The 13,879-nt window shown below is 72.5% G+C and carries 11 protein-coding genes; 10 read left to right on the top strand and 1 reads right to left on the bottom strand.

Annotation, left to right across the window (positions count from 1 at the left end; translation table 11 throughout):
* Nucleotides 1–64: 64 nt before the first annotated feature.
* A complete protein-coding gene (gene dacB, locus ABII15_RS15375) occupies nt 65–1,678 on the top strand; it encodes a D-alanyl-D-alanine carboxypeptidase/D-alanyl-D-alanine-endopeptidase (protein ID WP_353942891.1) in 1,614 nt (537 codons plus the stop codon).
* On the opposite strand, the gene ABII15_RS15370 is transcribed toward dacB, so the two are convergent.
* Entirely contained in the window at nt 1,679–2,896 is a 1,218-nt protein-coding gene (locus tag ABII15_RS15370; RefSeq protein ID WP_353942890.1) for an MFS transporter, read from the bottom strand.
* A gap of 83 nt (nt 2,897–2,979) precedes the next feature.
* Here ABII15_RS15370 and ABII15_RS15365 point away from each other — a divergent pair, with 83 nt between their 5' ends.
* The 9 genes from ABII15_RS15365 (at nt 2,980) to ABII15_RS15325 (ending at nt 13,790) form a co-directional block, all read left to right on the top strand.
* Nucleotides 2,980–3,963, top strand: a complete 984-nt coding sequence (locus tag ABII15_RS15365) for a LysR family transcriptional regulator (RefSeq protein ID WP_353942889.1) — start codon at nt 2,980–2,982, stop codon at nt 3,961–3,963.
* 226 nt (nt 3,964–4,189) lie between these two features.
* Complete coding sequence (locus ABII15_RS15360) at nt 4,190–4,906, top strand: hypothetical protein (RefSeq protein ID WP_353942888.1); 717 nt, start codon at nt 4,190–4,192, stop codon at nt 4,904–4,906.
* 165 nt (nt 4,907–5,071) lie between these two features.
* Nucleotides 5,072–7,291, top strand: coding sequence for a glycosyltransferase (locus ABII15_RS15355; RefSeq protein ID WP_353942887.1), 2,220 nt, complete (start codon nt 5,072–5,074; stop codon nt 7,289–7,291).
* Nucleotides 7,273–8,682 (top strand): acyltransferase, encoded by a 1,410-nt coding sequence (locus ABII15_RS15350; protein ID WP_353942886.1) that lies wholly within the window; start codon nt 7,273–7,275, stop codon nt 8,680–8,682. Before ABII15_RS15355 ends, ABII15_RS15350 begins: the two co-directional genes overlap by 19 nt.
* 60 nt (nt 8,683–8,742) lie before the next feature.
* On the top strand, nt 8,743–9,579 hold the full coding sequence (locus ABII15_RS15345; protein ID WP_353942885.1) for a hypothetical protein: 837 nt from the start codon (nt 8,743–8,745) through the stop codon (nt 9,577–9,579).
* 169 nt (nt 9,580–9,748) lie between these two features.
* Nucleotides 9,749–11,128 (top strand): nitrate/nitrite transporter, encoded by a 1,380-nt coding sequence (locus ABII15_RS15340; protein ID WP_353942884.1) that lies wholly within the window; start codon nt 9,749–9,751, stop codon nt 11,126–11,128.
* A 128-nt stretch (nt 11,129–11,256) separates the two neighbouring features.
* Complete coding sequence (locus tag ABII15_RS15335) at nt 11,257–12,426, top strand: uroporphyrinogen-III synthase (protein ID WP_353942883.1); 1,170 nt, start codon at nt 11,257–11,259, stop codon at nt 12,424–12,426.
* A gap of 162 nt (nt 12,427–12,588) precedes the next feature.
* Entirely contained in the window at nt 12,589–13,131 is a 543-nt protein-coding gene (locus ABII15_RS15330; RefSeq protein WP_353942882.1) for a GNAT family protein, read from the top strand.
* A gap of 53 nt (nt 13,132–13,184) precedes the next feature.
* Nucleotides 13,185–13,790, top strand: a complete 606-nt coding sequence (locus ABII15_RS15325; protein WP_353942881.1) for an ABATE domain-containing protein — start codon at nt 13,185–13,187, stop codon at nt 13,788–13,790.
* Nucleotides 13,791–13,879 lie beyond the last annotated feature (89 nt).

Below are 13,879 nucleotides of genomic sequence, written 5' to 3'. Positions count from 1 at the left end.
CAGCCGGGCCTTTGTCGTGAGGGCGTCTTGGCCGGACCCCGTTGCTCCGGGATGCTCCTGAGGCATGAGCAGACCTGACGGACCTCTCCCACGCCCCTTCCGTACGGCCGCGCGACGCTGGGTGCTGCCCGCCGTCGTCGCCGTCACCGCCGCCACCCTGTCCTGGGGCGGGCCCGCCGGTGCCGACTCCGACCCCAGCGGGCTGACCGGGGCGATCGACACGATCCTCGGCGACCCGCGGACGGAGGGCGGCGCGGCCAGTGTCGTCGTCGCCGACGCGCGGACCGGCGAGACGCTGTACCAGCACGACCCGACCGGGCGGCTCACCCCCGCCTCCAACACCAAGCTGGCCACCTCGGCCGCGGCCATGGGGCTGCTCGGCCCCGGTTACACCTTCACCACCGACGTGCTCGCCGACGGGCGCGTGCGCGGCGGCGAGCTGCGTGGCGACCTGTACCTGCGCGGCACCGGCGACCCCACGACCCTCGCCGCCGACTACGACGAGCTGGCCGCGCGGGTCGCGGCCGCCGGGGTGCGGAAGGTCGACGGACGCCTCGTCGCCGACGACACCCGCTTCGACCACCAGCGCATCGGCGACACCTGGGGCGGTGACGACGAGTCCTCCTACTACGCCGCGCAGATCTCCGCGCTGACCGTGGCGCCGGACACCGACTACGACTCCGGGACCGTGATCGTCGAGGTGAAGCCCGGGGCGAGGGCGGGGGACCGGCCCGTCGTCAGCGTCACGCCGAAGACCTCGTACGTGCGTCTCGACGTGCGGGCCAGGACCGGTGCGGCCGGCGGCGACGGCACCCTGGCCGTCGAGCGGCAGCACGGCACCAACACCATCACCGTCAGCGGGACCGTCCCGGCCGGCGCGGACCCGGCCCAGGAGTGGGTCACCGTGTGGGAGCCGACCGGGTACGCGGCCTCCGTCTTCCGCGCCGCGCTCGCCGCGCACGGGGTGCGGGTGACCGGCGCCACCCGGCTCGGGCGAGCCGCCCCGGCGGGCGCGAAGGCGCTGGCCACTCACCGCTCGATGCCGCTGAAGGACCTGCTGGTCCCCTTCATGAAGCTGTCCAACAACATGCACGCCGAGTCGCTGATCAAGGCCATGGGGTACAAGGCGACCGGGAGGCCCGGGAGTTGGGGCGACGGGACGGCGGCCGTCGCCGGGTACCTGAAGGGCGTCGGCGTCGACGCGACGAAGATCCGGCAGGTCGACGGCTCCGGCCTGTCGCGCAAGGACAACTTCGCCGCACGCCAGATCGCGGACCTGCTCCTCAAGGTGCGCTCGGAGCCCTGGTTCGCCGACTGGTACGCGTCGCTGCCGGTGGCCTGCGATCCGGCCCGGTTCGTCGGCGGGACCCTCAGGTCGCGGATGTGCGGCACGCCCGCCGCGCTCAACGCCCGCGGCAAGACCGGCTCGCTGACCGGCGCCTCCGCCCTGTCGGGGTACGTGAAGGACGCCGACGGCCGCGAACTGGTCTACAGCGTCGTCCAGAACAACTACCTCGTGGACTCCGTGAAGCCGCTGGAGGACGCGATCGTCGTGACGCTCGCGAAGTCCACGGCGAAGGAGGCGTCGGCCGTCCTGCCGAAGTCGACCCGCGCCGTGCCCGCCGCCGAGCGCGACGGGGACCTGGAGTGCTCGTGGCGCAAGCCCGCCACCTGCTGATCACTTAGGTGCGCGTACGCAGCCGTAGAGGGACAGCAGCAGCGCGGTCGCGGCCGCCGTGACCGGGACCGCGTACGCCGCGGTGGGGCCCCAGTGCTCCACCGCGGCGCCGCCCGACGCCGACCCGGCCGCGATCCCGCCCAGCAGACCGGTCACCGCGAGGGTCATGCCCTCGTTCAACCGGCCCGCGGGCGTGCGCCGCTGGACGAGCGTCATGCCCGTCACCATCGTCGGAGCCGTCGCCATGCCCGCGATCAGCAGCGCGCCGCCCAGGACGTACAGGGAGCCGGTGAGCGCCGCCGCGAGCAGCGGGAGCGTCATCAGCACCGCCATCGCCGCCACGCACAGCGGATGGCGGCGCTCGGCCGGGCCGGCCGGCTTCAGCGCGCCGTAGACCAGCCCCGCCGCGCACGACCCCGCGGCCTGGAGCGCGAGCACGCCGCCCGCCCACGTCTTGTGGCCCTGGGCGTCCGCGAAGGCGACCGTGACGACCTCGAGCGAGCCGAAGACCGCGCCCGTGGCGAGGAAGCAGATCAGGAGCGGGGGCATGCCCGGCGCGCGCAGCGGCGACCGCGTCGCCCTCGCCGGTCCGTGGGCCGGGGGTTCCGTGGCCCGCTGCGCGGCGAAGATCAGCACACCGGTCACCATGAGCACCGCGCTGACCAGCGTGCCCGCCTCCGGGAACAGCGAGCCGCACAGGAACGCGGCGATCACCGGGCCCAGCATGTAGCAGAGTTCGTCCGCCGCCTGCTCGAAGGAGTTCGCGGTGTGCAGCGCGTCCGGATCGTCGCGGAGCAGATGCGCCCAGCGGGCCCGGGACATGCCGCCCGTGTTGGGCGTCGTCGCCGAGGCCAGATAGGCGGCGAACAGCGTCCAGTCCGGGGCGCCGAAGTGCACGCACGACAGCAGTGCCAGCGAGCCGCACGCGGAGACCGCGGTCGCCGGGACCGCGATCCTGGCCTGCCCGTACCGGTCGACGAGCCGGGCGCTCCACGGGCCGACGACCGCGTTGGCGACCAGACCCGTCGCGGTGACGGCGCCCGCGAGCGCGTACGAGCCGCGCGCGCCCGAGATCATGATGACCGCGCTGATGCCGAACATCCCCTGCGGGAAGCGCGCGATGAGGTTGCCGAGGGTGAAGGCGCGGGCGCCGGGGATCGAGAACAGGCGGAGATAGCCGCGCCGCTCCGGGCGCCTGATGATCGTCGTATCGGCCATGACAAGAGCGTCGCCGCAGGTCACGTACGGGGTCCAACACTTACTCGGTGCCGATTCACGCGCCTGTGTTGTAGGTTCGCTGGATGTCGGTCTCCGCGCACGGTGTCGAACCCCGGCTGCTGCGTGCCTTCCTCGCCGTCGCCGAGGAGCTCCACTTCACCCGCGCCGCGGCCCGCCTCTACGTCGCCCAGCAGGCGCTCAGCCGCGACATCCGCCGCCTGGAGCGGGAGCTGGGCGCCGAGCTGTTCGGCCGGACGACCCGGCAGGTGACGCTCACCGCCGAGGGGGCGCGGCTGCTGCCGTACGCGCGGCGGGCCGTCGAGGCGCAGGACGAGCTGCTCGCCGCGTTCGCCCGGCCCGCCGCCGACAGCCGGCCGCTGCTCGTGGACGTCAACAGCCCCGGGCTCGTGCACGAGCGGGTCCTGGCGCGGGCCCGCGAACTCGCCCCGGAGCACGAGCTGATGGCCCGCTACGAGAGCGGGCTGACCGGCGCCGCGGCCGAACTGCTCGCCGGGCGGCTCGACGTCTCCTTCGGCCGGTTCGCGGGGCTCGACCCCGCGGTGCGCGAGCGCCTCGCCCAGCAGCCGCTGCGCTACGAGCCGATGGCGATCGTGCTGCCCGCCGACCACCCCCTCGCCGGGCTGGACGCGGTCCCGCTGGACCGGCTCGCGGGGGAGACCGTCTACGCCGGCGCCGGCAATCCCCGTACTCCCGAATGGACCGACCTGGCACGGCGGTTGTTCGCCGGACGGGGCATCGCCGTCGCGCCGCCCGCCCCGCTCGCCGTCGGCAAGGAGGAGTTCCGGCGGATCATGACGAAGTACCGCCATCCCGTCCTCACCGGAGTGGACTTTCCGGCCATGCCCGGGTCGGTGCTGAGGCCCCTGGTCGACCCCGTGCCGCTGTCGCCGGTGTCGGTGGTGTGGCTGAAGGGGCGGGAGCATCCCGGGATCGAGGCGGTGCGCGCCGCGGCCGGGGAACTGGCCCGGGACAACGGGTGGCTCGTGCGGCCTGACGACGCATGGATACCGGCCACCGACGCGCTCGTCATGAGGGGTCAGGACTGACACGTGGACACGGCTGTCATCCGGGTGCGCTACATTCATTGGGCGGGCGCAGTGTGATAAGGGGGGCGCCCGGGTCGGGTGGGGGCTCGATCCGGGGCGACAGGTGCCCGTCCGTCGCACGCCCACTGGTGAACATGACGAAGTGACATGTCCTTGGGGGGATGTGCGTACGGTGGAGAACTGGCGAGAAGATGCCCTGCCCGGGCACACCCATGATCCCCATGAAGTGACGATCCAGCTCGACGGCGCGGGCCGCCTGCTGGGCGAGATGATCGCCGCGGGCCGGCGTCCGGGCGAGGACATACCGATACCGGGCCGCGGGCCGGGGGACGACAAGGAAGTCCCCGTGTTCGTCGACGACTCCGGCAGACGCGGCCGCACGTTCCGGCGCGTCGGCGTGGCCGTCGGCATCGCCTGCGCGGTCTACGCGATCGTCATCGTCGTCACCCTGTTCTCCGGGAGTTCCAGCGCGCCCGTACTGCCCGGGCTCTCCGAGGAGAAGAAGTCCGCGGACCAGGTCGACACCAGCCCGCGGCTGCCCACCGGTTCCGCGTCGCCCGCCGCGCCCGCCGGCACCACCCCGGACCCGAGCGCCTCCGGCACCGCGGCCGACGCCTCGGGAGCGCCCGCCGACGGCGCCTCGTCCTCCGCCGACGAAGTCGCCGACGAGGCCGTGGCGCCCGGCGCCACCACCGGCCCCGGCAGGCCGACCGGCCGCGCGACCACGAAGCAGGCCGACCCGTCGGCCCCCGCGGACGACGACGACACGACGTCCTCCGGCCCGTCGACCCCGGCCGTCCCGCCGCCGGTGACCACCCCGACGGACGACCCGGGCGCGGACGGCGGAGCGGGCGGCACCGACGCCGTCTCCTACCGCACCTCCGCCAGAACGTCTGTGCCCCGGCCGGGCGCCGAACCGGCGGAGTCGTCGCTCGCGTCCTAGGACGCACCCTGCCTTCCGCTCCCCGCGGAGCGATCCCCTCCCCTCGCGGCGCGTGCGCCGCACCGTCCCCGCCCGCGATCCCGTCGCGCCCGCTGCCCCGTCCCCGCCGCGTTCCCTCCGGCGCCCCCGGAAGCAGCGTCCTGTAGAGATGAGCGACCTGTAGAGATGTCCGACCGCTCCCGTTCCCGGCACTCCCGGGGCTCCCGGCGGGCCCCAGCCGCGCGCGCCGCCCGCAAGCGCCGGGTCCCGCTGCGCTATCTGCTGCCCTCGCTGCTGCTCGTGGCCATGATCGCGATGCTCATGCTGCGCGGCTATGTGCACAGCGAGATCATGGCCGACCACCGGATCCAGCCGGAGGCCGCCACCGACAAGGTCCCCGAGAAGATCCTCGAGGGCGGCCCGGTCATCGACACCCGGGCCGGCCAGGAGTCCAGCCGCTCCATAGCCGACCACAAGCTGGTGCTCACCTTCGACGACGGGCCCGACCCGGAGTGGACGCCGAAGGTCCTCGACGTCCTGAAGAAGCACGACGCGCACGCCGTCTTCTTCGTCACCGGCACCATGGCCTCGCGCTACCCCGAGCTGGTGCAGCGCATGGTGGCCGAGGGCCACGAGGTCGGCCTGCACACCTTCAACCACCCCGACCTCTCCTACCAGTCGGACAAGCGCATCGACTGGGAGCTGTCCACCAACCAGCTGGCGCTGGAGGGCGCGGCGGGCGTGCGCACCTCCCTGTTCCGGCCGCCGTACTCGTCGTTCGCCGACGCCATGGACGACAAGTCGTGGCCGGTGACCAAGTACATCGGCTCGCGCGGCTACCTCACCGTCGTCAACAACACCGACAGCGAGGACTGGAAGCGCCCCGGCGTCGACGAGATCATCCGCCGGGCCACCCCGCACGGCGGCAAGGGCGCCATCGTCCTGATGCACGACTCGGGCGGCGACCGCTCGCAGACCGTCGCCGCGCTCGACCGCTTCCTGCCCGATCTCCAGCACGCGGGCTACCGGTTCCAGAACCTCACCGAGGCGCTGGACATGCCCAGCGCCCACACGCCCGTCACCGGCATGGAGCGGTGGAAGGGCAAGGCGTGGATCTACGCGGTCGACGCGTCGGAGAACGTCACGGGCGTCCTGGTCGTCGGGCTCGCCGTCATCGGCGTCCTCGTCATGAGCCGCTTCGGCCTGATGCTGATCCTGTCCGCCGCCCACGCCCGCCGCGTCCGCAGGAAGGGCTTCGCCTGGGGGCCGCCCGTCACGGAGCCGGTCTCGGTCCTCGTCCCGGCGTACAACGAGGCCAAGTGCATCGAGAACACCGTCCGTTCGCTGATGCTCAGCGAGCACCCCGTCGAGATCATCGTCATCGACGACGGCTCGACCGACGGCACGGCCCGCATCGTGGAGAACATGCGGCTGCCCAACGTCCGGGTGGTGCGCCAGCACAACGCGGGCAAGCCGGCCGCGCTCAACAGGGGCCTGGCGAACGCCCGGTACGACCTGGTCGTGATGATGGACGGCGACACCGTCTTCGAACCGGCCACCGTGCGCGAACTGGTCCAGCCGTTCGGCGACCCGCGCGTGGGCGCCGTCGCGGGCAACGCCAAGGTGGGCAACCGCGACTCCCTGATCGGCGCCTGGCAGCACATCGAGTACGTGATGGGCTTCAACCTCGACCGCCGCATGTACGACATCCTGCGCTGCATGCCGACGATCCCGGGAGCCGTGGGAGCCTTCCGCAGATCGGCACTGGACCGGATCGGCGGCATGAGCGACGACACGCTCGCCGAGGACACCGACGTCACCATGGCGCTGCACCGCGACGGCTGGCGCGTCGTCTACGCGGAGAAGGCCCGCGCCTGGACCGAGGCCCCGGAGTCCGTCCAGCAGCTGTGGTCGCAGCGCTACCGCTGGTCGTACGGCACCATGCAGGCCATCTGGAAGCACCGCCGCGCAGTGATCGAGCGCGGCCCGTCCGGCCGCTTCGGCCGCGTCGGCCTGCCCCTGGTCTCGCTCTTCATGGTCCTGGCCCCGCTGCTCGCCCCGCTCATCGACGTCTTCCTGCTGTACGGGGTCGTGTTCGGCCCCACCCAGAAGACGGTCGTCGCCTGGCTCGGCGTCCTCGCGATCCAGGCGGTCTGCGCGGCGTACGCCTTCCGGCTCGACAAGGAGAAGATGACGCACCTCATCTCGCTCCCGCTGCAACAGCTCCTCTACCGGCAGTTGATGTACGTGGTGCTGCTCCAGTCCTGGATCACCGCGCTCACCGGCGGCCGCCTCAGGTGGCAGAAACTGCGCCGCACCGGCGCACTCGGCTCGGCGCCGGACCTGGAGCCGTCGTCCCGGCGCACCTCCGTGATGGTGGGCGGCGCGTGGAGGCAGCCGCGATGACTCACCCGCGTACCGAGCTCGGTGACGGCTTCAACGAGCGTGCCGGGCAGCCGACTTGGCACGACATTTCCGAGCAGCCTGCACCGTTCGCACGGCCGGCCGAACCAGATCAGAAGGCAAAGAGCGTGACCGATTCCTTGCCCGGTGTCGGGCGTGCCCGACATGCGGCCGTCCCCGTACAGTTCACCCCTGTCACCGAGCCGTCGGCGCCTGTCGACGCGCCCGCTGCGGACACGGGGCGAGCGGTCGGGCGAGACCGGTACTTCGACTTCTTGCGTGCGCTGGCCCTGTTCCGGGTGGTCTTCTACCACCTGATGGGCTGGGCATGGCTCCCCATCGTCTTCCCGTCCATGGGCGTGATGTTCGCGCTGGCCGGCAATCTGATGGCGCGCTCGCTCAAGCGCCCCCCTGTTCAGGTGGTGCGGGGACGCATGCGCAGGCTCCTGCCCCCGCTGTGGCTGCTGGGAGCGATCGGTGTCACGGGCATGCTGCTGCAGGGCTGGGGACCTGACGGCGAGGATCACCCCGGCTGGTGGTGGGTCCACCTGGCCTACTGGGTGGTTCCACTCGGAGACCCGCCCTTCGCGGAGGGGCTGAAGGGCATCCAGGGCGTTCTCGGCGACGACTGGGCGGCCGAACTGTCAGGACCTCTCTGGTACATCAGGGCGTATCTCTGGTTCGTCCTGCTGTCGCCGCTCATGCTCAAGGCGCTCCGGGCGATGCCGTGGGCGACCATCGCCGCACCGCTGGTGCTGTCCGGTGCCTTTGCCTACGGCGTGGTCACCATTCCCTACGCCCGCATCGACTCGAACATCACCGACTTCAGTACGTTCGGTGCGTGTTGGGTGCTCGGCATGGCGCACAGGGAGGGCATCCTGAAGCGCATTCCCGGCTATGTCGTCCCGTCCGTCGCTTCGGCCGTCGCCGTTCTGGGCCTGTGGTACGCGTTCAGCCACGGCTTCAAGCAGGGCCACGACCTGGACGACATCCCCTTCGGCCAGGCTCTCTGGTCCTTCGCGACGGTACTGCTGCTTCTGCACTTCAGCCCCTCGTGGGAGCAGTGGCCTCGGCTGCTGCGCCCCTTCGACAGGCTGATCACTCTGCTCAACTCCCGCGCTGTGACCATCTATTTGTGGCACAACATCTGCATCCTGTTGGCCGCGACCCTGTGGGATCAGCTCTGGAACATCGATGTGATGTGGCAGCACTTCTCCTGGCTCCTGGAGAGCTCGTGGCCGGTGCTCTTTTTCACCTGGAGCTTCATCGGGTGCTGCATCGTCCTGTTCGGCTGGGTCGAGGACCTGGCGGCCAAGCGCTCCCCGCGCCTGTGGCCGGCCGGCTCCGCGAAGCGCGGGCGACAGGGCCGTCGGCGGGGGCTTGTGTCCCGATGAGGGCTCCGGGTTGACTGGTGCGCACGGGGGACAGGGGCAACGGGGAAACGGGGACGCGCCATGACACAGCCGCCGCAGGACGGCCAGGGACACGGGTACGGGTACGGATACGGCGGCGGTCAGCAGCCGCCCCCACCGCCCCAGCAGCCCCCGGCGGGGCCGTACGGCACACCCCAGGGCCCCTACGGCCCGCCGCAGGGGCAGGCCCCGGACCCCGGCCCGTACGGATACGGCGCGCCACAGCCGCCGTACGGCCAACAGCCCTCTCCGTACGGCCAGTTCCCGCCTCCCGGGCAGCCCCCGGGTGGCGGCGGCAAGAAGAAGGCGGTCCTGGTCGTGGCGGCCGTCGTGGTCGTCGCGGCGCTGGCCGGCGGCGGGATCCTGCTGGGCACCAGGGGCGACGACGGCGGCAAGGACGAGCCGGCCGCCAAGGAGAGCAGTGTCGTCGCCACGGGCCGCGTCAGCGCGCCCGCCGACGAGCCCACGCAGTCGGACACCCCGGCCGGTGACGAGCCCACCGCCGCACCCAGCGACGACCCGTTCGCCGACGAGAGCGACGGGCCGGGCCGGCGCCCCGCGGGAGACACCGGCTATCAGGGGCAGTGGCAGAACGAGGAGGCGCAGACCCTCACCGTCGCCTCGAAGCTCACGACGGGAAGCGCCAAGGGGAAGTACGCGGTCTCGTACATCGACTCCCGGGGCAAGGGCATCTGCAGCGGCATCGGCCAGACGCAGAGCGGCAACCGGTTCCGGATCGCGGTGTCCTGCGCGGGCAAGGACACCGGGAACAAGGTGTTCGTGGCGAACCTGACGCAGTCCGGCGATGTCGTGACCCTCACCTGGGAGAAGGGCGGCGGCACCGTCAAGCTGCCCTGGGTGGGGAAGACCGCCGGCTGATCCGCCCGGTCCCGGCTGCGGTGCGGCAGGCTCGGGCCCGAGCCTCACCGCGGGCCGACCGGCCGGGTGAGAGCAACGTTCCCGGGCGGTCACCCCGCGCCACAGCGCGGAAATCCGCCGTGCCTACCTTCGGTCGCAGCAGCCTTACCCCGTGACCTGGAGGCGTGAGATGGCCGGCCCTGAGGACCTCAAGGCGCAGACCCGAAGCCGGAGTTGGATCGAGCGGTGGGATCCCGAGGACGAGACGTTCTGGGCGGAGACCGGCGCCCGGGTCGCCCGGCGCAACCTGATCTTCTCCATCCTCTCCGAGCACATCGGGTTCTCCGTCTGGAGCCTGTGGTCGGTGATGGTCCTGTTCATGGGGCCCGAGTACGGCATCGACCCGGCGGGGAAGTTCTTCCTCGTCTCCATGGCCACCCTCGTCGGGGCCTTCGCCCGGGTGCCCTACACCTTCGCGGTCGCCGTCTTCGGCGGCCGGAACTGGACGATCGTCTCGGCGAGCCTGCTGCTCGTGCCGTCGGTCGCCGCGTTCGCCGTGATGGAGCCCGGCACCTCGTACACCACGTTCCTGGTGTGCGCGGCGCTCACCGGTGTCGGCGGCGGCAACTTCGCCTCCTCCATGACGAACATCAACTCCTTCTTCCCGCTGCGGAAGAAGGGCTGGGCGCTCGGCCTGAACGCGGGCGGCGGCAACATCGGCGTCCCCGTCATCCAGCTCGTCGCCCTCGCCGTCATCGGCGCGAACGGCGGCCCGCGCGTGCTGCTCGGCGTCTACATCCCGCTGATCGTTGTCGCGACGGTCCTCTCGGCACTGTTCATGGACAACCTGGCGACGGTCAGGAACGACACCGGAGCCGCCAAGGAGGCCGTGCGCGACGGCCACACCTGGATCATGGCGTTCCTCTACATCGGCACGTTCGGCTCGTTCATCGGCTACTCGTTCGCCTTCGGCCTGGTCCTCCAGACCCAGTTCGGCCGTACGCCGTTGCAGGCCGCCTCGATCACCTTCATCGGTCCGCTGCTCGGCTCGCTGATCCGCCCGGTCGGCGGCCGGCTCGCGGACCGCTTCGGCGGCGCCCGCATCACGCTGTGGAACTTCGCGGCGATGGCCCTCGCGACGGCCGTCGTCGCCCTCGCGTCGGTGGCGAAGTCGCTGCCGCTGTTCACCGTCGCGTTCATCCTGGTGTTCGTGCTCAGCGGGCTCGGCAACGGATCCACGTACAAGATGATCCCGGGCATCTTCCAGGCCAAGGCGGAGCGCAGGGGCCTCGGCGGCGAGGAGGCGGCGGCCTTCGGGCGGCGTCTTTCCGGCGCCTCGATGGGCCTGATCGGCGCGGTCGGCGCGCTCGGCGGCCTCGGCATCAACCTGGCCTTCCGGCAGTCCTTCCAGACGGCCGGCACCGGTACCGGCGCCTTCGTGGCCTTCCTCGTCTTCTACGCGGTGTGCTTCGCCGTGACATGGGCCGTATACCTTCGCCGCCCGGCCGCCCGCTCCGGCACGACTCCCGCCACGGAGGCGAAGCCGCAGCTCAGCTACGCCGAAGTGTGAGAGATGCTCCCGTAACACGTACGCAATCATGCTGATCCGGGTCTGTCACGGAGCGTTGGCAGGCTCGGACGACGCCACACTGTGACCAGGCGTGTACGGGACGACCGTCGAGCGGGACGAGAACCAGCATGTACGACGAACAGCAGGCCGCCGGGGCCGACCCGGTACCGGCCCACGGACCGCTCGCGGGCTTCACCGTCGGGGTGACCGCCGCGCGCCGGGCCGACGAACTGGGCGCGCTGCTGAAGCGGCGCGGTGCCGCCGTGCTGCACGCGCCCGCGCTGCGGATCGTGCCGCTCGCCGACGACAGCGAACTCCTCGCCGCCACCAAGAAGTTGATAGACCACGCGCCCGACGTGGTGATCGCGACGACCGCGATCGGGTTCCGCGGCTGGGTGGAGGCGGCGGACGGCTGGGGGCTCGGCGACGCCCTGCTCGCGCGGCTCGGCAGCGTCGAACTCCTCGCGCGCGGGCCGAAGGTGAAGGGCGCGATCCGCGCCGCGGGGCTCACCGAGGAGTGGTCGCCGTCGTCGGAGTCGATGGCGGAGGTCCTCGAACGGCTCCTCGGGGAAGGGGTGGAGGGCCGCCGCGTCGCCATCCAGCTGCACGGGGAGCCGCTGCCCGGTTTCGTGGAGGCGCTCAGGGAGGCGGGCGCCGAGGTCGTCGGCGTCCCCGTCTACCGCTGGATGCCGCCGGAGGACATAGGGCCCGTGGACCGGCTCCTCGACGCGACGGTCGCCCGCGGCGTGGACGCGCTGACGTTCACCTCGGCGCCGGCCGCCGCCTCGCTGCTGGCCCGCGCCGAGGAGCGCGGCCTGCTGCCCGAACTCCTCTCCGCTCTGCGCCACGACGTCGTGCCCGCCTGCGTGGGGCCGGTGACCGCGCTGCCGTTGCAGGGGCGCGGGGTGGAGACGGTGCAGCCGGAGCGCTTCCGGCTCGGGCCGCTGGTGCAGCTGCTCTGCCTCGAACTGCCCGGCCGTGCGCGGACGTTGCCGACCGCCGGGCACCGGATGGAGATCCGCGGGCATGCCGTGCTCGTCGACGGGGAGCTGCGGCCGGTGCCGCCCGCCGGGATGTCGCTTCTCCGCGCCCTCGCCCGGCGGCCCGGGTGGGTGGTGTCCCGGGCCGATCTGCTGCGCGTGCTGCCCGGCGCCGGGCGCGACGAGCACGCCGTGGAGACCGCGATGGCCCGTCTCCGCTCGGCCCTGGGCGCGCCCAGGCTGATCCAGACCGTGGTCAAGCGGGGGTACCGCCTCGCGCTGGACCCGGCGGCGGACACCAAGTACTCCGTGGGTTAGCGGGACGGGGCCGCAGCCGTGACGCGCGGTTCCCCGCGCCCCTGGGCCGTACGTCGGCTGCGGGCCGGTGGCCGCTTCTCGCGCGGTTCCCCGCGCGACCAGCCCCCACCGGAGCCGCACCCCCGACATCAAGCGCCCCCGACCGCCTCGTACCGTACGCACATGCTGATCGCCCCCGACATCGAGATGCGTCGCGCCACGGTCGACGACGCCCAGGCCCTGGCCGACGCCCAGGTCCGCAACATCGACCATCTGCGCGCCACGGAGCCCCACCGCGAACCGGAGTTCTACACCGCCGAGGGCCAGGTGTCCCGGCTCGACGCCGCCGGCAGCGCCACCTGGGTGCTGGTCGACAAGGCGGCCGACGGGATCGTGGTGGGCCGGCTCACGCTCAGCGGCATCGTCATGGGCCCGCTGTGCAGCGCCAGCCTCGGCTACTGGATCGACGGCGGGTACGCGGGCCGCGGCCTGACCACGGCCGCGGTCGAGGAGATGATCCGCATCTGCCGCGACGAGCTCGGCCTGCACCGCGTGGAGGCGGGCACCCTCACCGACAACCTCGCGTCCCAGCGGGTGCTCGCCAAGTGCGGCTTCGAGCGGTTCGGGATGTCGCCCAAGTACCTGCACATCAACGGCGCCTGGCGCGACCACTTCCGCTTCGCGCTGCTCCTGCACGACGACCCGCCGTCGCACATCCCGAAGTAGCCCCGCGGTTGCGGGGGTTCCGGCCGCGCCCCGGGGCGGGCACTGTAGAGGACATGGCAGCAGTACCCACAGGGTCCCCCCACCCCTCTCGCCCCGCACTCTGGGAGCTGCGGTTCGACTCCGGACGCCTCTGCCTGGATCTGGTCGCCACCGCGCACCCCGTCGAACGCCTCCCCTCCCCCGACAGCCTGCGGGCCTGGCTGGTCGGCGCCGGTCTGGTACCGGCGGGCGCCGACCTCGCCCCGGCCACGTCCTGGCTCGCCGCGTTCCACGAACTACGGCGCCACGTCGGTCTGTTGGTCCGCGGCGAACTCGCGGGCCGGCCCGCGCCCGTCGCCCTGGACCGCGTCAACCTCCTCGCCCGCGCCGCCCCGCCCGCGCCCTGTGCCGTCCGCACCGCCGACGGCACGCTGGTCCGCTCCCTGTACGCCGCCCCCGGCTGTCCGGCGCTGCTCGCGGCCGTCGCCCGGGACACGGTGGATCTGCTCACCGACCCGTCCGCCCGCGGCGCGCTGCGCCAGTGCGAGGGCGACAACTGCCCGATCATCTACCTCGACACCTCGCGCGGGCGCCGCCGCCGCTGGTGCTCCAGCGAGGTGTGCGGCAACCGCGAACGGGTGGCCAGACACCGCCGCCGCGCCGCCCTGGCCCGCGCCTAGCGTCCATCCATGTGCACGGTGCATCTCAACTCCCTTTGAACACGCGCGTGTTCGTCTGCGTATCACCGTCGTGAGCCCAGCCACAGGAC

Origin of the sequence: Streptomyces sp. HUAS MG91, assembly GCF_040529335.1 — a bacterium.
Taxonomy (GTDB): Bacteria; Actinomycetota; Actinomycetes; order Streptomycetales; family Streptomycetaceae; genus Streptomyces; species Streptomyces tabacisoli.
This window is presented reverse-complemented; position numbering and strand designations above follow the sequence as displayed.